This is a genomic window from Sphingopyxis yananensis (assembly GCF_020687785.1).
GTDB lineage: Bacteria > Pseudomonadota > Alphaproteobacteria > Sphingomonadales > Sphingomonadaceae > Sphingopyxis > Sphingopyxis yananensis.
This window is the reverse complement of the sequence record NZ_JAJEWI010000001.1, coordinates 205,084-230,107: the sequence shown is the minus strand read 5'-3', so window position 1 is coordinate 230,107 and position 25,024 is coordinate 205,084. Positions and strand designations below refer to the sequence as shown.

Sequence of the window (25,024 nt, the reverse complement as noted above, 5' to 3'; positions counted from 1 at the left end):
ATCACTTTTCCTCAGCAAGATCTTTTAATTGTGCGGTGCGCGCGCGGGTCAATTGCGCCATGCACCCGTTGGTAACAAGCGGTTCCGCCGAACCACCCCGCATGGAATATCCTTCGCTGCGGCAATGTGTGTCACGATAGCTTAGCCACGCACGTTGCGCGGCCAGCAAAGTATCAAAATAGCCGGGTCGGCCATCTTTCACGACATCGGGATCCCGATCAAAACCCTTTTGGATTTCTGCGGTGATCTTCCATTGGTCGTTCAATTCGCGGTCAGCCTGACGAAAATCGCGAAAAGAACAGATGTTCATTTCCAACTGGCTGGTTGGATGTTCGCAAGAAACATCGGGTTCATTCGCCCCCGAAACAGCGGCTGCCGCCAGAAAGATGGCCGCGCCAATCATTCAGCCGCTTCCAAAACCGGAGCGGAGGCGCATCCGCCGCCACAGCCGCTTTTTTGGCGCATCGGTTCTTCGCTTTCCATCGGCTTTAAGCCCAGCTTGGCGAACAAAGCCGCGTCAGCATTTTCGCCCGCATTGCCCGTGGTCAGCAGCTTGTCGCCGGTAAAAATGCTGTTGGCCCCAGCCATGAAGCACAAGGCCTGCGTCGCATCATTCATGCTTTCGCGGCCAGCCGACAGGCGCACCATGCTGAGGGGCATGGTGATACGGGCGACCGCCACCGTGCGAACAAATTCAATCTCGTCAATTTTCGCCAGCGGCGTATCGGCCAGCATGTCGCCCAGCACCGTGCCCTTGACGGGGACTAGCGCGTTGACGGGCACGCTTTCTGGGTGCCGTTCCAAGGTCGCCAGCGCGTGAACAAAGCCCACACGGTCGCTGCGCGCCTCGCCCATGCCGACGATGCCGCCGGAACAGACATTGATGCCCGCATTCCGCACTTCGTCCAGCGTGTTGATGCGATCTTCGAAGGTTCGCGTGCTGGTGATATTGGCGTAATTTTCGGGGCTGGTGTCGATATTATGATTATAATAATCAAGGCCAGCTTCGGCCAATTGGGCCGCCTGATTTTTGGTCAACATGCCCAAAGTCATACAGGTTTCCATGCCCATTTGACGCACGCCTTTGATCATTTCGATGATCGCGGGCATATCGCGGTTTTTGGGGTTGCGCCATGCAGCGCCCATGCAGAAACGCTTGCTGCCATTGTCTTTGGCCTCGGCGGCGGATTGCAACACCGCCTGCACTTCCATCAACTTGCTTGCTTTCAGACCCGTATCCGCCGATGCCGATTGCGAGCAATAGCCGCAATCTTCGGCGCAGCCGCCGGTTTTGATGGACAAAAGGGTGCAAAGCTGAACTTCGCCATGGGAATGAAATTGACGGTGCGTGCTTTGGGCACGCCACATCAATTCATCAAATGGCAGGTCGAACAATATCGAAATTTCGTCGCGGGTCCAATCGTTGCGAACCAGCGTCTCGCCCGATGTCATCATAATGCTCCCAGCGCCTGTTCCAGATCGGCGATAATATCATCAATATGCTCGATACCCACCGACACACGGACCACATCGGGACCAGCGCCCGCTTGCAACAATTGATCCGCCGTCAATTGGCTGTGCGTCGTTGAAGCCGGATGGATGATGAGCGAGCGTGTGTCGCCGATATTCGCCAAATGGCTGAACAGTTTAACGTTAGACACCAGCTTGACGCCCGCATCATATCCGCCGGTCAACCCAAAGGTGAAGACCGCTCCGCCCTTGCCGCCCAGATATTTTTGGGCCAGCGCATGATAGGCATTGTCGGGCAAGCCCGCATAGTTAACCCAGCTAATTTGCGGATGTTTTTGCAGCCATTCGGCCAGTTTCTGCGCATTGTCACAATGGCGTTCCATCCGCAGCGCCAGCGTTTCCATGCCGGTCAGCGCCAAGAAAGCATTCATCGGGGCCATCGACGGACCCAAATCGCGCAGACCCAAGGTACGGGTGGCAAGGATGAAGGCCAGATTGCCAAAGCTTTCGGTGAATTTCATGCCATGATAGCTGGCATTTGCTTCGCTGAGCGTCGGGAATTTCCCGCTTTTCGCCCAATCGAAATTGCCTGCGTCAACAATCACGCCGCCAATGGCATTGCCATGGCCGTTCAGAAATTTGGTGGTCGAATGGACCACAATATCCGCGCCATGTTCAATAGGGCGGCACAGCAAAGGCGTCGCCAGCGTATTGTCGACGATCAACGGAATACCCGCGTCATGCGCCACTTTGGCGATGGCTTCGATGTCTTGCACCACACCGCCTGGGTTGGCGAGGCTCTCGATAAACACGGCGCGGGTTTTGTCGTTGATGGCCGCGGCGATATTGGCCGGATCATCGGCATCCACGAAATGGGTTGTCCAACCCATTTTTTTGAAGCTGTGGCTGAGTTGGTTCAGCGAACCGCCATATAATTTCTTGGCGGCCACAATTTCACAGCCTGCTTCCATCAATGTGTGGAAAGCCAGAAATTGTGCGGCATGGCCGGACGCCACGGCCAAAGCCGCCTGCCCGCCTTCGAGTGCCGCAATCTTGCCTTCCAACGCCCCATTGGTGGGATTCATGATGCGGGAATAGATATTCCCGAATTCCTGAAGGTTAAACAAACGCGACGCATGGTCCACGTCATCAAAGACATAGGATGCCGTCTGATAGATGGGCGTAATACGAGCCTTGGTTGTCGGGTCTACTTCGGTTCCGGCATGGATGGCAAGTGTTTCAGCTTTTGGGCCAGTCATTGGATAATCCCTCCGTTAAGCCGCATCAATTTTCGTTTAATGGCGGCATGTTATGGCCCAAAAGGCGCAGCACATCGGCAGCGCATTCGACCACATTGGTGCCGGGACCATAGATGCCTTGCACGCCCGCGTCGCGTAAGAAATCATAATCTTGTGGAGGGATAACCCCGCCCGCAATGACCTTGATGTCGCCGCGTCCGGCAGCCTTCAAACCGTTGATCAATTCGGGGATCAGCGTCTTGTGGCCAGCAGCAAGGCTGGACGCGCCAACGGCGTCCACATTGCTTTCCAGCGCCAACACAATGGTTTCTTCGGGGGTTTGGAACAAAGGACCCGACACCACGTCAAATCCCATGTCACCAAAGGCCGACGCAATGACGTTTGCGCCGCGATCATGACCATCTTGGCCCATTTTCGCGACCAGCAGCTTGGGTGCGCGACCAAGGCGGCGTTCCACAGCCTTGACGCCGTCCACCACCTGTGCCCAGCGCGCGTCATTTTCATAAGGCTTGGCGTAAACGCCCTTCACAGGGGTTGGCACGGTGCCATAGCGGTCAAAGCTGCTTTCCATCGCACTGGAAATTTCGCCCAAAGTGGCGCGAGCGCGGGCGGCCTCTACGGCCAAGGCCAGCAGGTTGTTTTCCAGCGTTTGCGGTGCGGCGGCACCATCGGCCAAAGCCTTCAAAGCGGCCTGACAGGCGGCTTCGTCGCGGTCGGCCTTCATCTTGTTGATGCGGGCGACTTGGGCTTCGCGAACCTTTGTGTTGTCGACTTCCAGCGTTTCCAACAGATCTTCATTGGCAAGGCGATATTTGTTCACGCCCACGATCACATCATCGCCGCGGTCCACGCGGGCCTGACGGGCCGCTGCCGCTTCTTCGATCATCGCCTTGGGCCAGCCCGCCGCCACGGCCTTGGCCATGCCGCCTTCGGATTGGACGCGATCAATAATCGCTTGCGCCTGATCGACCAATTGCTGGGTCAGGCTTTCGATATAATAGCTGCCGCCCAATGGATCGACGACATTGCACATGCCGGTTTCTTCTTGGATCACAATTTGCGTGTTGCGCGCAATACGGGCCGAGAAGTCGGTTGGCAAAGCAATGGCTTCGTCCAGCGCATTGGTGTGCAGCGATTGTGTGCCGCCCAGCATCGCCGCCATGGCTTCGATGGTGGTGCGCATCACGTTGTTATACGGATCTTGTTCGGTCAACGACACCCCGCTGGTCTGGCAGTGGGTGCGCAGCATCTTGCTACGTTCATCTTGCGCGCCCAGCGTCGTCATCGCACGGTGCCACAACACACGGGCGGCGCGCAGCTTGGCAATTTCCATGAAGAAATTCATACCAATGGCGAAGAAGAAGCTGAGGCGGCCAGCGAATTTGTCGATATCAAGGCCCGACGCCACGCCATATTTCACATATTCCATGCCGTCCGCGATGGTGAAGGCCAGTTCCTGAACCTGCGTCGCGCCCGCTTCCTGCATATGATAGCCGGAAATGGAAATGCTGTTAAATTTGGGCATTTCGCGGCTGGTATAGCCGAAAATGTCCGAAATAATCCGCATCGATGGTTCGGGCGGATAAATATAGGTGTTGCGGACCATGAATTCCTTCAGAATGTCATTCTGAATGGTGCCGTCCAACAATTTGCGGTCCACGCCTTGTTCTTCGCCAGCGACGATGAAGAAAGCAAGAATGGGAATGACGGCGCCGTTCATGGTCATGGAAACGGACATTTTGTCGAGCGGAATACCGTCGAACAAAATCTTCATATCTTCGACGCTGTCGATCGCCACGCCAGCCTTGCCAACATCGCCCACAACGCGGGGGTGATCGCTGTCATAACCACGGTGAGTGGCCAAGTCGAAGGCCACCGACAGGCCCTTTTGGCCCGCCGCCAAATTGCGGCGATAAAAAGCGTTGGATTCCTCGGCGGTCGAGAAACCGGCATATTGGCGGATGGTCCAAGGGCGGCCCGCATACATGCTGGCGCGAACGCCGCGCGTAAAGGGCGCGAAACCGGGCAGGCCGGGCTCAACCGTCACATCTTCGGCGGTATAAAGCGGCTTGACGGTGATGCCTTCGGGGGTTTCCCAATTCAGGTCCTTGCCCTTGACTTCCTTGTCAGCGGCGGCGGCCCATTGGTCCAATGTTGGCTTGTTGGTCATATCAATGGTCACCCTTTGGCGTTTCCATAATTTCGGTCAAAATTCCGCCCATATCCTTGGGATGGACGAAGAAAATCAGCGTGCCATGCGCGCCAATGCGGGGATCCCCCAGCACGCGCTTGCCCATGGCTTCAAATTCGGCCTTGGCGACGTGAATATCGGGCACTTCATAGCAAAGATGATGCTGGCCGCCCGCAGGGTTCTTTTCCAGAAAACCAGCGATAGAGGTGTTGCCGGGCAGTGGTTCCACCAATTCAATCTGCGTGCCATTCAGCGCGCCATCGGCGGTGGGCGTGTCGACAAAGCAAACTTTCACGCCCTGATCGGGCAGGTCGAAAGGCTCGCTAATTTGCGTGGCGCCCATCACATCACGATAAAAAATGATGCTATCTGCGATTGATGGCGTGGCAACGCCGATGTGATTTAGTCGACCCAATTTCATCGCAACACGTCCCTATTTCCTTGCACCGCAAGCCTTGGCTTGGGCCGCAAATCCTGCTTCAACGGCTTAACAACCGGGAATATGATCCCGACCGACAAGCTGATATTTCCCATCGCGCAGCACATAATTTTGGCGCTGCGCCTTTGTTCCTGTGTAACCGACCACAAAGCTGTGGTCCGGCTTGGCAGAGATGATTTGGCCGTCATATTCGGCATCATCTTGGCCGATGCCCGCCCCGCTGCTCATCGCGGCGGTAAAGCTGCCGCGATCCACAGGCCCATTGGGGGTCATTTCCGTTATCACCGCGATGTTCAACAAGCAGCCCTGCCACACCCCGCCGCCGGCGGAGACAAGATAGGGATTTTTGCCCAAACGCTCCGTAAAGGCCCATGACGTGGCAGCATTGCCCATAGTGCCCGTTCCGCCCACATCAAACCATTCGCCCAGACGCACCCAGCCACTGGGGCTGGACCGCAAATAGTGAATGGCGTTGATGCCGCTGGACGCGCTGCTGGCATCGGGATTGGCCCCCGTGCTGAGCAAAATAGCGCGGCCATCGTCCATGACATGCAGGGCGGCGGGCGTAAATTCATAGGCTGTGCCACCGACATCGCGCACGACCACGGCATCTTCCCCTGCCCGTTTTGCGGCGCCAAATCCGATGAAGAAGGCGCTGCGCACGGTCAGGTCCGGCTGATCGCCCAGCCGAATGGGAAAGCTGTCCTTTGCCGGATCAGCCAAGGGCGTATCCGGATCAAAGGCAGCTGCGGCACTGGCCAAGGGCATCAGCGCCGCCATGGCCAGAAAAGTCACAGTGGAACGGCGCATCATAGGCACCCCTTATAGCGAATATTACAGCGGAATATTGTCGTGCTTTTTCCACGGATTTTCGAGGGATTTATTCTTTAGCTTGCGCAGGCCCAGCGCGATGCGCTTGCGGGTGCTGTGCGGATAAATGACCTCGTCAATATAACCACGTTGCGCGGCCACAAATGGGTTCGCAAAGCGGTCTTCATATTCCTTGGTGCGTTCCGCAATCTTGGCGGGATCGTTCATATCGGCACGGAAGATGATTTCTACAGCGCCCTTTGCACCCATCACGGCGATTTCTGCCGTGGGCCATGCATAGTTTAAATCGCCGCGCAAATGCTTGGACGACATCACGTCATATGCACCGCCATAGGCCTTGCGCGTGATGACGGTGATTTTGGGAACCGTGGCTTCGGCATAAGCGAACAGCAATTTCGCGCCATGCTTGATGATGCCATTATATTCTTGGCTGGTGCCAGGCAGGAAGCCGGGAACGTCCACAAAGGTAACGATAGGAATTTCAAACGCATCGCAGAAGCGCACGAAACGCGCGGCCTTTTTCGACGAGTTGATGTCCAACACGCCCGCCAAAACCATGGGCTGGTTGGCGACGATACCGACGGTGCGGCCTTCGATACGGCCAAAACCGATGATGATATTGCCCGCATGGGCTTGTTGAACTTCGAAGAATTCGCCTTCGTCCACTGTCTTGCGGATCAGTTCATTCATATCATAAGGCTGGTTCGCGCTGGGCGGGATCAGCGTGTCAAGGCTGGGTTCGACGCGGTCATAAGGGTCGCTGGTCGGACGCACAGGCACGCCAACGCGGTTATTTTCCGGCAGATAGTCAAAGAAGTCGCGAACCGCGAGCAAGGCTTCGATATCATTTTCAAAGGCCAAGTCGGCAACCGAGCTTTTTGTGGTGTGCGTGATCGCGCCGCCCAATTCCTCTTGTGTTACGACTTCGTTCGTCACCGTCTTCACCACATCGGGACCGGTCACGAACATATAGCTGCTGTCCTTCACCATGAAGATGAAGTCGGTCATGGCGGGGCTATATACGGCGCCGCCAGCGCAGGGACCCATGATCAGGCTGATTTGCGGAACAACGCCCGATGCCAGCACATTTTTCTGGAACACGTCAGCATAGCCACCCAGCGATGCCACGCCTTCTTGAATACGTGCGCCGCCGCTGTCGTTCAGGCCGATAACCGGCGCGCCGACCAGCATCGCCTTTTCCATGACCTTGCAGATTTTTTCGGCATGGCGCTTGGACAGCGAACCACCAAATACGGTGAAATCTTGGCTGAACACATAGACCAGACGGCCATTGATCGTACCGGAACCCGTCACCACACCGTCACCAGGGATTTTCTGGCTTTCCATGCCAAAGTCGACGCAATCATGCTCGACATAGGTATCCAGTTCTTCGAACGAACCTTCATCCAGCAGCACGTTCAAACGCTCACGCGCAGTCAGCTTGCCTTTTGCATGCTGAGCATCAATGCGCTTTTGACCGCCACCCAAGGCGGCAGCAGCACGGCGGGCTTCCATTTCAGCGATATTCGCGGACACGTGGGCACTCTCCATCAAAACCAATGGGCCTTCAAATTTGATGGACCGAGCAAAAACGGAACCATCAAAACCAAGCGGGCCATTCCGAGCAATAGCCCTTTCGGGCCGATTGCCGCCATTTGCGCATAGCTATGCAATGATGCAAGTGCGAATTTGCAAAATTGCAAAGTGGTGCTTTGCAAAGTTTGGAAATTGAAATAGACCCCAAGTCCCACATGCGGCAGAAGAAAAGCGAAGAAAACTATGGCTCGCCAACGCATATTTGCCGGACCGCGCTTGAAACAATTGCGTCAAGAACGGGACATTAAACAAGCTGATTTTGCCGCAACCTTGGGGATTTCGACATCCTATCTCAGCCAGATTGAGCATGATGATCGCCCGTTGACACCCAATTTACTGGAACGATTACAAAGCTTATTTCCCATGGAATGGGAAGAAGTGACCACAGAAAGCAGCCATCGGCGCTTGGGCGCTTTGCGCGAAGCGGTGTCTGACCCCTTGTTTTCCAATCAAAATCTTAGCGCTGACCAATTGGAACGCGCCGCCTTGCAGCAACCGCAACTGGTTGATCATTTCATCACGCTGCATGCTGCCTATCGCCGTGCGGGCCAACGACTGGAGATGATTGACGAAGCCCTGACGGGCGGGACAGCCGAGGGAAGCCGCCTGCCATGGGAGGAAGTGCGCGACTGGTTTCACGATGCGGGAAATTACGTCAACAGCATTGATTGCGCGGCAGAAACTTTGTCAGCGCGGATGCGCGGGGTCCACCCCTCCCCCACAATGGCGGCGATGGAACGGCATATGAAAATCCATTTCAGCGTGTCGACGGCCTTCCGCCCGACCGCGCCCCTGCGCGAATATGACGCCACCATGCGGCATTTGATGATCGACCCCAGCCAACCCGAGGAAAGCCGCCGATTTCAGGTCGCGCATCAATTGGGGTCCTTGGCGCTGGCGCAGGAAATTGCAGCGATTGTCGAGGCGTCGCCGCTGCGTACCGCCGCTGCGCGGCAATTGCTGCATGTCGGCCTTGCCAATTATGCGGCGGGCGCGATTGTCATGCCCTATGGCCTGTTTCGCGACACGGCGCGGGCGGTTCGGCACGACATTGACCAGTTGCGGTTGATCTTTGGCGTCAGTTTTGAACAAGTTTGCCACCGCTTATCAACGCTACAACGCCCAGGGGAGCGCGGCATTCCCATGTTTTTCTGCCGCGTCGATATGGCAGGCAATATTACCAAACGTCACTCGGCAACACGGCTGCAATTTGCGCGCTTTGGCGGCGCTTGCCCCCTGTGGGTCGCCCATGAAGCCGCCGCCAGCGCGGACCGCATCCTGTTTCAATTGGCTGAAACACCCGATGGTTTACGCTATGTCGTGATGGCCAAGGGGCTGGTCAAGGCATCGTCCAGCTATGGCCAGACACCGCGCCGCTATGCTGTTAGCTTGGGCTGCGAAGCCCAATATGCCAGCGATTTCATTTATGCCGATGGCGTGGACGTGAAAGCAGGACATAGCGCCGCACGAATAGGCTTGTCGTGCCGCATTTGCCCGCGCGATGATTGCGATCAGCGCGCCTTTCCGCCCAGCGACCGCCCGATTTTGGTGGACCCCGACCGCAGAGGCTATGTACCCTATAAAATTGGGTAATTTTACCGGAGAGCCTCGCCGGCATGTTGGTACAGCCACCACGGTGGGCGGGGATATGAATGCAGGCGTGGGCGAGGCGAAAAACCGGCCCCGCCCACAGACCCTCTTATTTCATCAACACCAATTCCTCGGCCATGCTGGGATGCAGGGCGATGGTGGCATCAAAATCTGCCTTGGTCAGACCAGCCTTCACCGCAATGGCGGCTGCCTGCAGAATTTCCGGCGATTCCGGCCCAATCATGTGCAATCCAACGACCTTGTCCGTCGCGCCATCGACAATCATTTTATAGAGCGCGCGTTCGCTATTGCCGACAAAGGCATTTTTCATCGCGCGAAAATCGCTGGTATAAATTTGAACATCCAGCCCCTGTTCCCGCGCCTCTGCCTCCGTCAGGCCGACGGCGCCGATGGGTGGGTTGCTGAAGACCGCGCTGGGAATATTGCTATAATCCACGCGGATATTTTTTCCGCCAAATCGGTTGTCAGCAAAAGCATGGCCTTCACGAATGGCAACCGGCGTCAGTTGCACGCGGTCGGTCACATCACCCACGGCAAAAATGCTATCGACCGATGTTTGCCATTGGTCATCCACAATGACCGCGCCGTGCGCATCCAGCTTTACGCCAGCCTCGGCAAGGCCTAGCCCCGTGGTATTGGGCACGCGGCCCGCAGCGACCAAGACGCTGTCTACGTCTATGGGGTCACCCGAGGTCAAATGGACGCGCAGCGAAGCGTCCGCCAGTTTCTCAATCGATTGAATTTCCGTATGAAACAGGAAATCTATGCCTTTTTCCGTCGAGATTTGCAGCAAACGCTGGGCGATTTGGTCATCATAGCCGCGCAAAATGCGATCACCGCGATTGATAACCGTGACATCGCTGCCCAAAGCACAGAAAACGCCTGAAAATTCATTGGCAATATACCCCCCACCGGCGATCAAGATGCGGCGGGGCAGTTCGGGCAAATGGAACATTTCATTCGATGTCAGCGCATGTTCGCGGCCCGCAAAATCAGGGACATGAGGCCAGCCGCCAGTGGCGATCAAAATGGTACCCGCAGTGACTTCCTTCCCGCTGGCGAGGCGCACGATATGGGGCTCCGCAATGCTGGCGCGTTCGGCAAATAAAGTGACTTTGTTGTTGGCCAAGGTTTGCCCATATAATCCCTCTAGCCGTGTGACTTCATTGGCGACATTGTCCCGCAATGTGGCCCAGTCAAAGGTCGATGCAGATATGTCCCAGCCAAAGCTTGTGGCATCGTGCAAATCGTCAGAAAATTGTGCCGCATAGACCAGCAATTTCTTGGGCACGCAGCCGCGAATAACGCAAGTTCCGCCAACCCGATGATCCTCCGCAATGGCGACCCGCGCACCATGTGATGCGGCGACCCGCGATGCCCGCACACCGCCCGAACCTGCGCCAATGATGAACAGATCGAAATCAAATTCGGGCATGTAAACAACCTTCTTCTTGGGAATTTCCACATTTTGGGGCGGGCAATGCCCCCTGCTGTTCCCTATGTGGTGTGACGAATGGAGAATGCCAAGCATTTGTTCGTGGCGATACTAGCATGCCCTTATGTTGCCATGGGCTGGCGTCCTATTCCGTCTGTGTCGCGGCCGCCAGCAGGGCCAGCGTTGCGGCGTCAAAATGCGCCGTCCCCGCTGTCAGGCCGCTGGCCAATTCCTTGCCCAATTGCACGCCAAATTGATCAAAGGGGTTGATGCCCAGCAACACCGCATTGGAAAAAGTGCGGTGTTCGTAAAAGGCAATTAAGGCACCCAAGCTACGCGGCGTAACATTTTCCAGCAAAATCGTCGTGGATGGCCGATCGCCGGGGTAACGGCGGGCGGGGTTTTCGCTGGACCGCCCTGTCATCAAGGCCGCGCCTTGGGCAATGCAATTGGCCACCAAAATTTCATGATGGGTGTCATCCAAGCCATGGTCGGGATAACGCGCCACGATGAATTCCACCGGCACCAAATGCGTGCCTTGGTGCAACAATTGAAATACCGCATGTTGCGCGTCCGTCCCCACGCCGCCCCATGTGACCGGCGCGCTTTTCAACGTCAAAGCATCGCCGTCAGCGGTTACGGACTTGCCGTTGGATTCCATTTCCAATTGCTGCAAATAGCTGGGCAGCAACCGCAAACGTTCATCATAGGCGAAAATAGCACGGCTTTGCGCGCCCAGTCGGTTGGCATAAAGTTGGTCAACAAAGGCCGCCAGCAAACAAATATTGTCGGTCCCATCCGCCAGTCGGAAATGACGGTCCATTTCGGCCGCCCCCTCTAGCAATTCGGAAAAACCTTCCCAACCCAGCGCCAAAGCGACGGGAAAACCAATGGATGACCATAAGGAATAGCGGCCCCCAACGGTTTCGCTGAACGGCAGGACACGCGTTTCGTCAATACCCCATTCCAACGCCTTTTCCGGTTCGGACGTCATGGCGATGAAACGGCCAATGGGGTCCTCCACGCCATGATCGGTCAGCCATTGCAAGGCCGAAACGGCATTCACCATCGTTTCAGACGTGGCAAAGCTTTTTGACGCCACCGCGACCAAAGTATGGGCGGGGTCAAAACGCTTGAACACTTCTTCTAAGGCTGCGCCATCGACATTGGAAACCACCGCTACATCATACCGTCCGGCATCGCGCGCCAAAGCGTCGATCATCAGACTGGGGCCCAGCGCCGAACCACCAATGCCAATATGCAAAATATGGCGAATTTCGCCAAAAGCTTCGGCTTCGATGACGTCAACCAACATCCGCATGCGGTGTTGCAGCATCTGGGCATGATATACGCTGTCCGGCGCACCATCGCCACGTTCGGCCATATGTTCGGCGGGGCGTTGCTCGCTGATATTGACAATATCACCCGCAAATAACGCACGGCGATGGTCGGAAAAATTTTGCTGCGCCGCGATATTGGCGAACAATTGCAATGCGGCGTCGTCCATATGGGTTTTGGTAAAGTCAAAGCGGATATCCGCGACATATTTTACCATCTGCTCGATGCGCGCAACAGCGTTGCCGTCAATCAGGCTTTTGATCTGTTGCGGCTGCCATTGTTGTAACGCCTGCCACTGCTGATCCGCGCGCATCATTTCAATTCCCTTTTCTATCACACTCTATCGACGTCCTATTTCGACAAAATGCAAATCGGGATACGCTGCATGATGTAAAGATGGGCATGTAACGCCACTCTTATGCCACATCCCATCAAAAACCAAGTCAGACCCCGTATCAATTTGACGCAAGATTACGCCAGCTATGCCCACGAATCCAGCGAACAAAGCGCATATTTGCTTGACGTGCAGACCTATTCAACGCCAATGACCCCATGACCGAAATCCGCACTGCACCGCCTCAGCCCGCTGCACCCAGCCCCCCCCCCCCGCCGTCAGCGCCTGTACAGGCGTCTGCCAAGGAAGAAGCGGTTGATACCATCCGCTTTTTGGCCATGCTGGCCATTGCGGTGCTGATTTTTCGCAGCTTCTTCTTGTCGCCGTTCAATATCCCCTCGGAGTCGATGCAGCCACGTTTGTTGATTGGGGATTATCTGTTGGTCAACAAAATGGCCTATGGCTATACAAAACATAGCCTCCCGCTGAGCTTGCCGATCATTCCGGGCCGCATTTTCCCCGCTACGCCGCAGCGCGGTGATGTGGCGGTGTTCAAAGCGCCGCCCAGCGTGAAAAATGATTATATCAAGCGCGTTATTGGCATTCCGGGCGACAGTATACAGTTGATTGACGGCGTAGTTTGGTTGAACGGCCAGCCGTTGAAGCGCGAAGCCATGGATGATTTCGTCATTCCGGTGACGCAAAATATGATCGATGCCGCGCAGCTGACGGGCACCCTGCCCTGCTATGCGCCAGAATTTGAAGATGTCGCCGCCGATGGTTCGCGCCTGTGCCGTTACAAGCAATTTCGCGAAACCTTGCCCAATGGCCGCAGCTATCCGATCTTGGACATCACCACCATTGCCGAAGATAATACGCCATTGATCATTGTGCCCGAAGGCCATTTGTTCATGATGGGCGACAACCGCGACCGCAGCGCCGACAGTCGTTTTCCGGCGGTGGACAACCAAGGCATTGGCTTGGTTCCCGAAGAAAATCTGGTCGGTAAAGCATTGGTCGGCATGTTTTCGACCGATGGATCGGCAAGCTGGTTCAACCCAATTAGCTGGCTGACCGCCACTCGCTGGGACCGTATTGGGGAAGGCTTTTGACCCCCAATCTGACCGCAGAAGCTATTTTTGAGATTACCGGCTTTCAGCCCCAAAAATTGGACATATATCGGCAAGCCTTCACCCATGGCAGCAGCGGCGTTGGCGATTACCAACGGCTGGAATTTTTGGGCGATCGGGTGCTGGGCATTGTGTTGGCGTCCGAACTTTATCGCCGCTACCCCACTGCCGCCGAAGGGGAGTTATCGTCGCGCCTTCATGCTTTGGCGTCGGGCGAAACCTGTGCGCGTATTGCGCATGGCCTGAAATTGCCGGCCCTTATTCATTTCGGCGCACAGGCGATTGGCGATGGCGGACGGCATAGCGACAATATTGCCGCTGACGTCATGGAAGCCGTGATTGGTGCTTTGTGGCTGGATTTGGGCGATGATGCAGCGCGGCAGTTTATCGTGCGTTTATGGGGGGATATGATTGCAGGGCAAGTCGCCGCCCCCAAACATCCCAAAGCCGCCTTGCAAGAATGGGCCGCAGCCCGTAAACGCCGCCCGCCGGAATATCGCATCTTGTCGCGCGATGGACCGGACCATGCCCCCCATTTTCGGATCGGCGTTTCCATCGGCAAATTGGCCGAAGCGGAAGGCGAAGGTTCGTCGAAACAGGCCGCCGAGAAAGCGGCCGCTGCTGCGCTGTTGGCGCGGCTGACCGAGGAAGAAAAGAAATGACGCAGCGCTGCGGTTTTGTAGCGGTTGTCGGCGCCCCCAATGCTGGCAAATCCACCCTTGTCAACGCGCTGGTGGGCCAAAAGGTCGCCATTGTCAGCGCCAAAGCCCAAACCACCCGCACCCGATTAATGGGCGTGGCGATGGAGGGTGACACCCAGATCGTCCTGATCGACACCCCTGGCATCTTTGCCCCGACCCGCCGCTTGGACCGCGCTATGGTGGCCGCCGCTTGGGGCAGCTTGGAAGATTCCGAAGCCATTTTGGTGATTGTTGATGCCGCCGCCAAATTGACGGGCCGTGTCGAACGCGTGCTGGAAGGCGTCGCCAATCGTCCCGAAAAGAAGTTTCTGGTGTTGAACAAGGTCGATTTGGTCCGCAAGGACAAGCTGTTGACCATCGCCACCGAATTGAATGAACGCTTGGCCTTTGATGAAACCTTCTTCATCTCTGCCGCCAATGATGATGGCGTGGCACAGTTAAAGACCCTGCTGGCGGGTATGATGCCCGAAGGGATATGGCATTTTCCCGAAGACGAAGTCAGCGACGCGCCCGAACGCACCTTGGCCGCGGAAATTACGCGCGAGCAGCTGTACCGCCAATTGCATGAAGAACTGCCTTATCAATCAACGGTTGAGACGGAATTATTCAAGTCACGCCCCGATGGCAGCGCCGAAATCCACCAGCAAATTTTGGTCGCTCGTGACAATCAGCGCGCCATTGTATTGGGCAAGCGCGGTGCGCGGATTAAAGAAATTGGATCGCGCGCGCGGCTGGAAATTGAACAAGCACTGGACCGCAAAGTGCATCTTTATCTGCACGTCAAGGTCAAGCCCGATTGGGACGAAGATCGTGGTGTGTACCGCGACATGGGCCTTGATTGGGTCGATTAAGCGCCCATTGACCAATGGCAAAAAGAGCCGGTGGATTGATCCACCGGCCCTTTTTACATCTGCTTATTGTCGGCACTTTCGCGTCGGGCCTTGGTTGGCCCGCGCCTTAATCCGCATCAAAGGGTGCGTTGCTTTCGCTTTCTGCCACAACAGCAGCCGCTTTTTTCTTTGACGCAGCCTTGGGCTTTGCAGCAGTCTTGGGTTTGGCGGTCGCTTTGGGTTTGGCCGCAGCCTTGCTCTCGCCATCCGCTTTCTTGGGCGCGGCTTTCTTCGCCGGAGCCTTTTTGACAGCGGCTTTTTTCTTGGGCTTGGCGGGAGCTTTGGCAGCCTTGGCGTCAATCAGCGCCACCGCTTCCTCGGTGGTCAGCGCGTCCGGCTCCATCGACTTGGGAATGGTGGCGTTGGTGGTACCGTCGGTCACATAGGGACCAAAACGACCCGCAAGCAGCTTCATTTCGCCGCCGCTCGTGGGGTGCGGGCCAAAGACTTTGAGCGGTTCCACCTTGGCACGTCCGCCGCGCCCGCCACCATTGGCGGCGTCCGCGATGCGGGCGACAGCGGCGTTCATGCCGATTTCAAATACTTCGGCGGTGCCGGTCAGCTTGGCATATTTGCCGTCGTGCAGCAGATATGGCCCATAGCGGCCAAGGCCCGCCATGATTGGCTTGCTGCTTTCAGGGTGAATGCCCACTTCGCGCGGCAAGGCCAGCAATTTGCAGGCATATTCCAAATCCAGTTGTTCGCTCGGCACATCCTTGGGGATGGACGCGCGCTTGGCTTCTTTGCCTTCGCCAAGCTGGATATAGGGGCCGAAACGACCGCTGCGGCGCGAGATCTCTTCACCGCTGTCGGGGTCGACGCCCAAAACCTCTGGCCCATTATCCACTTCGCCGTCGCTGCCACCTGGCTGGGCGAATTTGCGGGTAAATTTGCACTCGGGATAGTTGCTGCACGCAATGAATGGCCCAAAGCGGCCACCGCGCAGCGCCAAGCGGCCCACAGTGCAGGCCGGACAAGCGCGGGGGTCATGACCGTCACCCTTGTCAGGGAACAGATATTCACCCAAAAATTCGTCCAAAGCCGCTGTAATTTCGGACGGTTTTTGCTCCATCACCTCGCCCGTGCGTGGTTTGAAGTCGCGCCAGAAACGTTCCAGCACCTCTTGCCATTGGGCGCGGCCACCCGAAACATCGTCCAATTCGTCTTCAAGGCCAGCGGTAAAGTCATATTCGACATAGCGGCCAAAGAAGCGCTCTAGAAACGCTGTTAAAAGACGCCCGCTTTCCTCGGGGATGAAACGATTTTTTTCTACGCGCACATAGGCGCGGTCTTTCAGCACTTGCAAAATCGACGCATAGGTTGATGGGCGACCAATGCCCAATTCTTCCATCTTTTTGACAAGGCTGGCTTCGGAATAGCGCGGCGGCGGCTGGGTTTCATGCCCTTCCACTTCGACGCCCGTTTTGGCCGGTGCATCACCCTTGTTCATGGCGGGCAGCAAGCGACCATCTTCATCGTCGGCGCTATCGTCGCGGCTTTCGTCATAAAGCGCCAAGAAACCGGGGAATTTCACCACCTGCCCCGTGGCGCGCATCACGGTTTTACCGGTACCGTCCGACAAATCCACACTGGTCCGTTCCAAACGGGCAGAGGCCATTTGGCTGGCCAAGGCGCGCTTCCAAATCAGTTCATACAGCCGCGCATGATCGCCGCTGCCGACCTTGTCCTTGGAAAAGTCAGTGGGACGAATGGCTTCGTGCGCTTCTTGGGCGTTTTTCGCTTTGGTTTGATATTGGCGTGGCTTTTCGGGGACATATCCGCCGTCGTAGCGGTCCGATATCGCCTTGCGGGCGGCGCTGATCGCGCTGCCGTCCATTTGCACACCGTCGGTACGCATATAGGTGATCGCGCCGTCTTCATACAGGCCCTGCGCCACGCGCATCGTGTGGCTGGCCGAAAAGCCCAGCTTGCGCGCGGCTTCTTGTTGCAGGGTCGATGTGGTGAAGGGCGGCGGCGGATTGCGGGTCAGCGGCTTGGTTTCGACGCCGTCCACCGTGAACAAGCCAGCTTTGACGTCGGCCTCTGCAGCGCGGGCATCGGCTTCGGTCTTGATCGACAAACGGTCAATCTTGTCACCGCGCCAGCGCGACAGGCGCGCTTTGAACAGGGTGCCGCCCATTTCAAACAGGCCGGTTACCGACCAATATTGTTGGGGGAAAAAGGCTTCGATTTCGCGTTCACGCTCGACGACCAAGCGTAGCGAGACCGATTGCACGCGGCCCGCCGACTTGGCACCCGGCAATTTGCGCCACAAGACGGGCGACAAGGTGAAGCCGACCAGATAGTCAAGCGCACGGCGCGCGCGATAGGCGTCGATCAAATCATCGTCCAAATCGCGTGGTTGGGCCATCGCCTGCGTCACCGCTTGCTTGGTGATGGCGTTAAAGGTCACGCGCTGGACATTGTCCGGCAAGGCTTTTTTGGACCGCAGCAATTCGCGCACATGCCAGCTAATCGCTTCTCCTTCGCGATCAGGGTCAGTCGCGAGGATCAATCGATCGGCCTTTTTGGCCGCATCCTGAATTTCCTTCAGCCGCTTGGCTTTGTCGGGATATAGCTGCCATTCCATGGCAAAGCCGTCATCAGGATTAACCGAGCCATCCTTGGGCGGCAGGTCGCGAACATGGCCATAGGATGCCAAAACTTTGAAATCGCTGCCAAGATATTTTTCAATTGTCTTCGCCTTAGCGGGCGATTCCACGATAACCAATTGCATTGAAATTCCGTTCCCCGGGAACTTGTGGGCCTTATGCGCGATGTTGCCGACCCCACCACCGTCCCGTCAAGCAGGATTTACGCACAGATTGCGCGGTAACAAGGTCTGGCAACAGAAACCGCGCCGAAACGCGGTCCCTATTTACGGGGCTTGATGGCAGTGTTGGACGCTACTGCCAACGGAAATCATTCGGCAAGGCACATTTTCCCTTATTATATTGGCCAACCGTGCGAATAACCTCTCCCTGATCGGGTTCGATACGCTGTCCGCTGAGTTGGCTGTCGATCACACGGCGCAGCAAAGCATCCAAGCGCGTAACCAGATAACAGGCGACCGCTGGCGGCGCATGGGGATTGCCCACGCCGCTGTCGTCGGTCAGGAACAAATAGCGCGACTGGGTGGCCGCCGCCATCGCGCGCATGACATATTCCGCTTTGTCGCCCACACCCGAAGCCGCCAAGGGCGTGATGTGAATATTTTTGGCGCGCGCCGCTTCGGCGGCCAACCATGTGCGGCCAAATTTATCGTCATGCGGAGGCGCATCGGCCACCAGCACCAGCGATTTCACACTGTCCGGCCGCCATGATACCCCCACGGCGCGGATCAGGGCTTGATCCATCGCTTCGGGATAATCGCCGCCGCCATTGGCGCGTTGTTGGCCCAATATCTGGTTTGCTTTGGCAATATCCCGTCCAAAATCAATGGTGCGGGTGACATATTGATCGCCAATATCCCGGTAAAATACAAAGCCAACGCGGACATCCAAGTTGCGATGACGTTCCTTAAGGTCATCCACGATGGATGTCAGTTCCGCCTGCAAATATCGAATTTCGTCTGACATGCTGCCAGTGGTGTCGATGACCAACATCAAGTCCAAGGCACGGGCTTTTTCTGCGCCGCTTTGCTGAGAGCGCAAGGTCAGACTTTGGCCGCCATCGGCGTTGCTAAGGCGCAGATTTTGAGCACTGGCCAGTGAACGGCCATTTTTCACGGCCTCTATGCGGATATCGGGGCTGAGCCGGTCGAGCGCGGGAAAGAAGGTCACGCGCCCATCCATTTGTGTGGTGAGGCTGAGGCTGTTGCCGTCCGAACAATGGACCTTCACCTCGGCGAATGGGATAGCGCGCCCTGCCCTGTCTTGCACCGTAACGCTCAGCATGCGGCGCGTATCGACATAGGGCAAATCGGGCAGCATTTGCCCCAAATTGCTGGACCGCACATAAGCCGCGTAAAGCTGGGAGTTTAAGATATCGTCATGTTCCCCTGCCGTTAGCAAGCCCGTTTGCACGGGCGGCTGCGGGCGGCGGGGCGGATATGGGGGACGCACGCCCGGATGGACGGGCGATGTCGCGCTGGTCCCCATGGACGCTGCGGCATGATCAGCCGCCGGTGCCGCCCGCGACATTTCGGATGATCGCCCCGATGCTGTCGTTACGATAGGCGCGGACATTTCCTTCGCGGATGGCGGAACATAGGATGCGGGCGGCGGCGGCGGCGGCGGCGGCGGCGGAGGTGGAGCCGGTGCGACGGCATAGGGCGCAGCATGGGCATATTCATCGTCCATTCGGCCTTGCTGGGGCTGCCATGCTGGTTCTGGTTCCAATATCGGCAAAGGCTCGGCGCGCCGACAAAAGCCCGTGGCGGGGTGATGACCCGTTGATCCCTGCGCCTGCTGGGAAGCGGTCGGGGGCGCGGCATAGCCCATGGATGTCATGGCGAGACCGCTGCCACAGAGCAGCACCGCCAATGCTGCGCCCGCCCGAACTGAATATGTCATATGCTGCCTCCGCTGCCCGTCTACCCATATTGACCCACGGTGAAGTCATGGGGCTGAATAGCAGGTGAACCTTTGATTTGATTTTTGAACGTGGTTTCGCAAGGCTTGGTCATGGCATGGAACGAAATCGATACTCTGTCATATGAATGAAGGCCAGATGAGGGAAGCAATCGACGAAAGGCAATTGAACACCCGATTTGCGTCAAAAAAACCGGCCCATAAAATGCACTAGACGCCCCACTTTTTGCTGGTAAATTATGATTTATAAAATACGGATAATTAAAAATAATATCTTATTATATTGAATCACTTTCCGGAACAATATTTGCTGAAATCTTCTACCAAGGAAGAGGAGTATATGACGCTTACCCCCCTGCAAAAAGCCTATGATGAACGCTTGCTTAGTGCCGAACAAGCGGCGGGCCTGATAGCATCAGGCGCCAAAGTTGCGCTGGCGCTGGGCGCTGGTCAACCGCCGGCCTTGCTGGCTGCCTTGGCCGAGCGCGCGCGGCGCGGAGAGGTAGAGAATGTCCGCCTTCATTATTTGCTTTGCACCGGGGTCGCTGGCTCGACGGTGTTGGACTATGATCTGACGGACCGCTTGATACCCTTCAGCTATTTCCACGGCGGTGTGGAGCGCGCGTTGGATAAACGTCGCCGCACAGAGGGGCTTCCTGCGCTGGAAATCATCCCCTGCCACTTCAGCCAAGTGCCCCGTTCCTTGGTGGAGCATGTCGGTGTGGACACGTTGCTTGCCACGGTTTCGCCGATGGATGCGGACGGCAATTTCAGCTTGGGCGTCAGCGCGGATTATTCCGTTGCCGTGGCCCGTAAAAAGGGCATTCGCCTGATTTTGGAAGTGAACCCGAACATGCCGCATGTTCGTGGTGATTGTATGATCCCCTTGTCCGATGTGACCGCATTGGTCGAACATCGCGCCGATTTGCCGATTTTGGCGGCCGCTACGCGCACGGAAACCGATGATAAAATTGGTGAGATTATTGCCGGATTGGTGCAAGATGGCGATTGCCTGCAAATGGGCATAGGCGCACTGCCCGACGCGGTTTGCGCTGGGTTGGCGCATCACAAAAATCTGGGCATTCACACTGAAATGATGACGGGGGGTTTGGCCAATCTGATCAAAGCCGGTGTGGTGGATAACAGCCGCAAGCAAATTCATACGGGCCGCAGCATCTTCACCTTTGCGATGGGTGATGCGTGGTTATATGATTATTTGAACGACAATCCGCTGGTCGAGACATATCCGGTGGAATATGTGAACAACCCCTTTGTCATCGCGCAAAATGACAATATGGTATCGGTCAATGCCACGTTGCAAATTGACCTGAACGGGGCGTGTAATTCCGAATTTATGAATGGTCGCCAGTTCAGCGCGACGGGCGGACAAGTCGACTTTGTACGCGGGGCCTATGCGTCGCGTGGGGGGCGTTCGATCATCGCCTGCCACTCGACAGCCGTAAAAGGCACGGTTTCGCGCATCACCCCGATGCTGGATGGCCCAGTGACAACGGGCCGAACCGACACCCATTTGGTGGTGACGGAATTTGGCTGGGTGGATTTGAAGGGCAAATCCGTCGCGGAACGCGCCAAGGCGTTGATCAGCATTGCCCACCCCAATTTCCAAGAAGAGCTTGATCGTTCAGCCTTTGAGGCTGGATTGTTCGCGGCTGGATAATCGGAAAAGACTTGCCGGACCAGCCTGATAGCCGCGCGGGTCCGGCCGTAAAAAAACCTCCCGCCGCGCAAATGCGGCGGGAGGTTTTTTCATTGGACCAACTGACACAAAGCTGGGACAATGCGGGACTTATAGCGCCTTGGTATTGCCGTCGATCAACCGCTTGGCCTCGGTGATGGCGGCGGCGGTTGTCAGTTTTTTGTCGTGAATGTCGTCACCCATTTCCAGCAATCGGGCGCTGATCACCGTGCCCGTATCGGCCTGTTCGGCAATGGCAATGCCGCCCTTGGCCTTGGCAACACGGTCCCATTCGGCGCGCACGGCGGCCCAATAGTCTTTGGTCGATGCCCAATAGGCGTCAGCGGCCTTGGTGTCATATTGATCATATTTAATATAGTTGTTCAGCACATATTCCTGAACAATCGGCACCAATTTGCCGTCCTTCAGCCCCAGCTTGATATTGTCCTGCCAATGGATCCACCCATCAGGCGATGGTTGGTGGCGGTTGATGCTGTAATAACGATCATAGGCTGGGTTTCGCACCGCATCACGGCGCGCCAAGGGGCGCCATGTCCAATCCGACCGCCAACGCCGCACGCCGCCTTGGGTTTGGAACGCCCCCCAACTACCATAGCGCGGGCTGTCGTCGACCTGCCAGACGGTTTGCGACCATGATCCGCTGCGCCGCGCGGCGGGCACATCTTGCCATGTCCAATGATTGCGGTCGGAATAGACCAGCACCTTGGCGGGTTCAAATTCCCAATCTTGCCGCCAATGTTTGATGATATGCGATTTTCCGGCATCGTCCGTCATCACCAACATATGTTGCAAGCTGATGCGGCGGCCCGTGTCCTCGATAACGCGGACGACTTCGTTGCCGCCCGAACGCTTGGGCTCCAGAACATCGTAATTTGGGTCCCAGCGCGTGCTTTCCTGCATATTGAAGCTGACACGGTAATTGCCCGCCATCGCCAAAATATCGGCGCGATCTTGTTCAAAATTGGCGGCGGTTTGCACCATTTGGAACGGCGGATGAGCATTGGCCGTGCCGGACAGGCTGGTTCCCAAGGCCAGCAAAGCGGCCAAGGACCAAGATCGGATATGAAAATATGTCATAAGACAAACCCCTAAATTAGAAACGATAGCTAACGGAAATGCTGGCGTTGCGGCCCGGCTGGGTGAAGGCATCGGCCAATTGCGGCGCCGCGGCGCTGGTCATGCTGGCAAGGCTTTGGCCGCGCACATCGCTCCACCAACTATATTTTTTGTCCAAAATATTGAACACGCCAGCTCGCAGCGTCAGCGCCTCGGTCAGCTTGGCAAAGGCTGTGGCGTCCAAAATGGTGAAACCATCGGGGCGGTAGCATTCGCCGCCAGAACAGCTCCCCTCGGCACGATTGGGTTCCTTGCGCTGGCTGTGGGTCATGATGATCTGGCCACCAAAGCGGCCCGATGGCGCGCGATAGCCCACCCCCCCGACCAGCTTGAGCGGGTCAACGCTGTCCAGCGGCGTTTTGGCTCCGCTGCCATCCAGCACATTGCCATGCGCATAAGCCAGCGACACGGTGCCATAAAGGCCCGACGATGCCCGTGCTTCAAACCGCGCTTCGGCGCCCTTGATGCGCACACGGTCCAGATTGATAAATTGATAGATTAGCGGGTCGGCGGGTAGCCCCGTTCCGCCCACTTCCTCTTGACTGATAAAATCTTGATAACGAGCAGAGAATCCTGTGATGTCCAAACTGACGGCATCGCTATTATATCGCAGCCCGCCTTCAAAACTGGTGCTGCGCTCTGGTTTTAAATTGGGGTTCGCTATGGTGCGATAGGCAAAATATGGCGAGGTGAGATTTTCAAAAAACTGGTTCACTTGCCCAGGTTCTGGGGCCTTGAATCCCGTGCCATAATTGGCAAAAAACCGCAGTTCGTCCGTGACTTTCCAAACAGCGCCAAATTTGGGCGACAAGCGCGATCCATCCTGCGCAGCTGCTTGGAAATTCCCCAGCAAGGCATCGTCGCGGGGTGACAGGTCATACCAGTCGAAACGCAGCGCAGGATATAACAGCAATTGCCCGTTCATCAGCGATATTTCATCGCCCACAAATAAACCGGCCCGCGTAAAGTCCGTGACGGGAAAGGCGCGGGTGGGATAGACTTCACCGGCTGGCGGCGTGACACCATCCCGCAGGCCGCGCTGGCGGGTTTTACTGAAATCCCCACCAAAGGTGACGGCATGATGGATGGGGCCGCTGTCAAATTCCAACCGCGCGTCGGCGGCCATGCCAAAGACGCGGTTTTCAAAAATGTTCAGACGCTCGCGATCCGCCAAAGATGTGCGATCTTCGTCGGTGAACTGGCGGTCCTCGCCATCCTGCCAATAGGTGGCGACACGTGCAAAGCGTAATGTTCCGTCGCCTTCCCATGTCCAATCCAGCGACAATCGCTTACGATCGCTATTATCCTTGGCCTGCAGCAAGTCGACGGAGGAACTGATGTTGGAAATCCCGTCGGTGAACAAATAATTGTCCATATATTCGCCGGTCAGGCGCAACTTATGGCCATTGGACGGGTCATAGACGAGGCGAGCCAACGCCGCATCGCTGTGGCCATCTTGGGGATTGGCTTTGGTCCGCGTGGCACCCGTGCCGCCAATGCGGCCTTTATTTTTCAACTCATTCATATCGCGGCGCGTATAAGCGGCCATTGCCGACCAATCGCCGCTGCGGCCCGCCAATATGGCGGATTGGGTGAATTCATTGTCGGCGCTGGCATAGGATGTGCGCAGAACCCCGCCAAAATCGCGCCCTTGGGTCAGGAAATCTTGCGGATCTGCGGTAACAAAGCTGACCGCGCCAGCCAAACCATCGCTGCCATAAAGGGCAGAGGATGGGCCGCGCAAAATTTCGACCGATTTGATCAGGCCCAAATCAACATAATCGCCGCGTCCCGCCGATTGCGCGCCAAAGCTGAAACCATCGGGCACGCGAATGCCGTCCACCTGTATCAGCACGCGATTGCCGCCAATGCCGCGAATATTAAAGCCTTCATTGCCTGCACGGCCAAGCGCGCTGCCCGCGGCATTAAAGCGCGCTGGCGCACGGCGGACACTGACGCCTGGTTCAAAGCGAATGAGATCCCGAATGTCCGTCGCCAGTTCGTCGGCAATTTTTTCGGCGCCAATCACAGATATGGTGACTGGAACATCCGCCGCCAGAACGGGCGCTCCGCGTGTCGCGCTCACCACAATTTGGTTTTTGCGCGCCAGCCAATATTGGCCATCATTGTCCTGTGCGAAGGCTGGAACGGCGTGCATGGGCACGGTGCCGAGCAATGCGACTGCCAAGCTTCGGCGGGCCACAGCTTGTGGTGAAAACAACGTCAAAATCCTTACCCCTTGTTGCGAACGATTCGCAGACAGCAACTAGGCTCGCCATCTCAAAGGGTCAATATATTTAATAATGATTCTTAGTTGCAATATCGCGATGATTTTGGAGCCTGTGGATATAGGGTATAAATTATGCCCTTTCTTCCCATAGCTTTGCTCTGGACGCGGCATTAGCGCCCGACAATTTTCTTCCTCTGCCCCTTT

At 56.5% G+C, this 25,024-nt stretch carries 18 protein-coding genes; 5 read left to right on the top strand and 13 right to left on the bottom strand.

The features are described 5' to 3' along the window. Position 1 precedes the first annotated feature (1 nt). The 7 genes from LKO31_RS01075 to LKO31_RS01045 all read right to left on the bottom strand — a co-directional run bounded on the left by LKO31_RS01075 (position 2) and on the right by LKO31_RS01045 (position 7,726). Positions 2-403, bottom strand: a complete 402-nt coding sequence (locus LKO31_RS01075) for a lysozyme inhibitor LprI family protein (protein ID WP_227688225.1) — start codon at positions 401-403, stop codon at positions 2-4. Further along, positions 400-1,455: a biotin synthase BioB gene (gene bioB, locus LKO31_RS01070; RefSeq protein WP_227688224.1), complete on the bottom strand. Its 1,056-nt coding sequence runs from the start codon at positions 1,453-1,455 to the stop codon at positions 400-402. Before bioB ends, LKO31_RS01075 begins: the two co-directional genes overlap by 4 nt. Then, positions 1,452-2,729, bottom strand: a complete 1,278-nt coding sequence (locus tag LKO31_RS01065) for an O-acetylhomoserine aminocarboxypropyltransferase (protein ID WP_227688223.1) — start codon at positions 2,727-2,729, stop codon at positions 1,452-1,454. Before LKO31_RS01065 ends, bioB begins: the two co-directional genes overlap by 4 nt. 25 nt (positions 2,730-2,754) lie before the next feature. Continuing rightward, on the bottom strand, positions 2,755-4,899 hold the full coding sequence (scpA, locus tag LKO31_RS01060; protein WP_227688222.1) for a methylmalonyl-CoA mutase: 2,145 nt from the start codon (positions 4,897-4,899) through the stop codon (positions 2,755-2,757). Position 4,900: 1 nt separating this feature from the next. Further along, positions 4,901-5,341 carry a methylmalonyl-CoA epimerase gene (mce, locus tag LKO31_RS01055; protein WP_227688221.1) on the bottom strand — a complete coding sequence of 147 codons (441 nt, stop codon included), beginning with the start codon at positions 5,339-5,341 and terminating at the stop codon, positions 4,901-4,903. A 66-nt stretch (positions 5,342-5,407) separates the two neighbouring features. Then, positions 5,408-6,172: a hypothetical protein gene (locus tag LKO31_RS01050; RefSeq protein WP_227688220.1), complete on the bottom strand. Its 765-nt coding sequence runs from the start codon at positions 6,170-6,172 to the stop codon at positions 5,408-5,410. 21 nt (positions 6,173-6,193) lie between these two features. Next, a complete protein-coding gene (locus tag LKO31_RS01045; RefSeq protein WP_227688219.1) occupies positions 6,194-7,726 on the bottom strand; it encodes an acyl-CoA carboxylase subunit beta in 1,533 nt (510 codons plus the stop codon). Between the two features lie 243 nt (positions 7,727-7,969). On the opposite strand from LKO31_RS01045, the gene LKO31_RS01040 reads away from it, so the two are divergent. Continuing rightward, positions 7,970-9,379 carry a helix-turn-helix domain-containing protein gene (locus LKO31_RS01040; RefSeq protein ID WP_227688218.1) on the top strand — a complete coding sequence of 470 codons (1,410 nt, stop codon included), beginning with the start codon at positions 7,970-7,972 and terminating at the stop codon, positions 9,377-9,379. 106 nt (positions 9,380-9,485) lie between these two features. Here LKO31_RS01040 and gorA read toward each other — a convergent pair whose 3' ends face one another. After that, positions 9,486-10,832: a glutathione-disulfide reductase gene (gorA, locus tag LKO31_RS01035; RefSeq protein WP_227688217.1), complete on the bottom strand. Its 1,347-nt coding sequence runs from the start codon at positions 10,830-10,832 to the stop codon at positions 9,486-9,488. A 145-nt stretch (positions 10,833-10,977) separates the two neighbouring features. Beyond that, entirely contained in the window at positions 10,978-12,486 is a 1,509-nt protein-coding gene (gene pgi, locus LKO31_RS01030) for a glucose-6-phosphate isomerase (protein WP_227688216.1), read from the bottom strand. 236 nt (positions 12,487-12,722) lie between these two features. On the opposite strand from pgi, the gene lepB reads away from it, so the two are divergent. Genes lepB through era form a run of 3 tightly spaced genes read left to right on the top strand, consistent with a single transcriptional unit; the run spans position 12,723 to position 15,186 of the window. Beyond that, positions 12,723-13,616, top strand: coding sequence for a signal peptidase I (gene lepB / locus LKO31_RS01025; protein WP_227688215.1), 894 nt, complete (start codon positions 12,723-12,725; stop codon positions 13,614-13,616). Beyond that, positions 13,613-14,296 carry a ribonuclease III gene (rnc, locus tag LKO31_RS01020; protein ID WP_227688214.1) on the top strand — a complete coding sequence of 228 codons (684 nt, stop codon included), beginning with the start codon at positions 13,613-13,615 and terminating at the stop codon, positions 14,294-14,296. The genes lepB and rnc overlap by 4 nt, the downstream gene beginning before the upstream one ends. Further along, on the top strand, positions 14,293-15,186 hold the full coding sequence (gene era / locus LKO31_RS01015; RefSeq protein WP_227688213.1) for a GTPase Era: 894 nt from the start codon (positions 14,293-14,295) through the stop codon (positions 15,184-15,186). Before rnc ends, era begins: the two co-directional genes overlap by 4 nt. Before the next feature lie 106 nt (positions 15,187-15,292). On the opposite strand, the gene topA is transcribed toward era, so the two are convergent. Continuing rightward, positions 15,293-17,962 carry a type I DNA topoisomerase gene (gene topA, locus LKO31_RS01010; RefSeq protein ID WP_227688212.1) on the bottom strand — a complete coding sequence of 890 codons (2,670 nt, stop codon included), beginning with the start codon at positions 17,960-17,962 and terminating at the stop codon, positions 15,293-15,295. A 169-nt stretch (positions 17,963-18,131) separates the two neighbouring features. After that, the gene (locus LKO31_RS01005; RefSeq protein ID WP_227688211.1) at positions 18,132-19,739 is read right to left on the bottom strand and encodes a vWA domain-containing protein; all 1,608 of its coding nucleotides are present in this window, start codon (positions 19,737-19,739) and stop codon (positions 18,132-18,134) included. A 358-nt stretch (positions 19,740-20,097) separates the two neighbouring features. On the opposite strand from LKO31_RS01005, the gene LKO31_RS01000 reads away from it, so the two are divergent. Continuing rightward, the gene (locus LKO31_RS01000) at positions 20,098-21,435 is read left to right on the top strand and encodes an acetyl-CoA hydrolase/transferase family protein (protein WP_227688210.1); all 1,338 of its coding nucleotides are present in this window, start codon (positions 20,098-20,100) and stop codon (positions 21,433-21,435) included. Between the two features lie 129 nt (positions 21,436-21,564). Here LKO31_RS01000 and LKO31_RS00995 read toward each other — a convergent pair whose 3' ends face one another. Then, positions 21,565-22,551, bottom strand: coding sequence for a DUF6607 family protein (locus LKO31_RS00995; protein ID WP_227688209.1), 987 nt, complete (start codon positions 22,549-22,551; stop codon positions 21,565-21,567). Between the two features lie 16 nt (positions 22,552-22,567). After that, on the bottom strand, positions 22,568-24,817 hold the full coding sequence (locus LKO31_RS00990; RefSeq protein WP_227688208.1) for a TonB-dependent hemoglobin/transferrin/lactoferrin family receptor: 2,250 nt from the start codon (positions 24,815-24,817) through the stop codon (positions 22,568-22,570). Positions 24,818-25,024: the final 207 nt, after the last annotated feature.

Coding starts and splice junctions, on each gene's coding strand:
- LKO31_RS01075 (WP_227688225.1), bottom strand. CDS start 403: ATGATTGGCGCGGCCATCTTTCTGGCGGCAGCCGCTGTTTCGGGGGCG.
- LKO31_RS01005 (WP_227688211.1), bottom strand. CDS start 19,739: ATGACATATTCAGTTCGGGCGGGCGCAGCATTGGCGGTGCTGCTCTGT.
- topA (WP_227688212.1), bottom strand. CDS start 17,962: ATGCAATTGGTTATCGTGGAATCGCCCGCTAAGGCGAAGACAATTGAA.
- lepB (WP_227688215.1), top strand. CDS start 12,723: ATGACCGAAATCCGCACTGCACCGCCTCAGCCCGCTGCACCCAGCCCC.
- LKO31_RS01040 (WP_227688218.1), top strand. CDS start 7,970: ATGGCTCGCCAACGCATATTTGCCGGACCGCGCTTGAAACAATTGCGT.
- bioB (WP_227688224.1), bottom strand. CDS start 1,455: ATGATGACATCGGGCGAGACGCTGGTTCGCAACGATTGGACCCGCGAC.
- LKO31_RS01050 (WP_227688220.1), bottom strand. CDS start 6,172: ATGATGCGCCGTTCCACTGTGACTTTTCTGGCCATGGCGGCGCTGATG.
- scpA (WP_227688222.1), bottom strand. CDS start 4,899: ATGACCAACAAGCCAACATTGGACCAATGGGCCGCCGCCGCTGACAAG.
- pgi (WP_227688216.1), bottom strand. CDS start 12,486: ATGATGCGCGCGGATCAGCAGTGGCAGGCGTTACAACAATGGCAGCCG.
- mce (WP_227688221.1), bottom strand. CDS start 5,341: ATGAAATTGGGTCGACTAAATCACATCGGCGTTGCCACGCCATCAATC.
- era (WP_227688213.1), top strand. CDS start 14,293: ATGACGCAGCGCTGCGGTTTTGTAGCGGTTGTCGGCGCCCCCAATGCT.
- gorA (WP_227688217.1), bottom strand. CDS start 10,832: ATGCCCGAATTTGATTTCGATCTGTTCATCATTGGCGCAGGTTCGGGC.
- LKO31_RS01065 (WP_227688223.1), bottom strand. CDS start 2,729: ATGACTGGCCCAAAAGCTGAAACACTTGCCATCCATGCCGGAACCGAA.
- LKO31_RS01000 (WP_227688210.1), top strand. CDS start 20,098: ATGACGCTTACCCCCCTGCAAAAAGCCTATGATGAACGCTTGCTTAGT.
- LKO31_RS00995 (WP_227688209.1), bottom strand. CDS start 22,551: ATGACATATTTTCATATCCGATCTTGGTCCTTGGCCGCTTTGCTGGCC.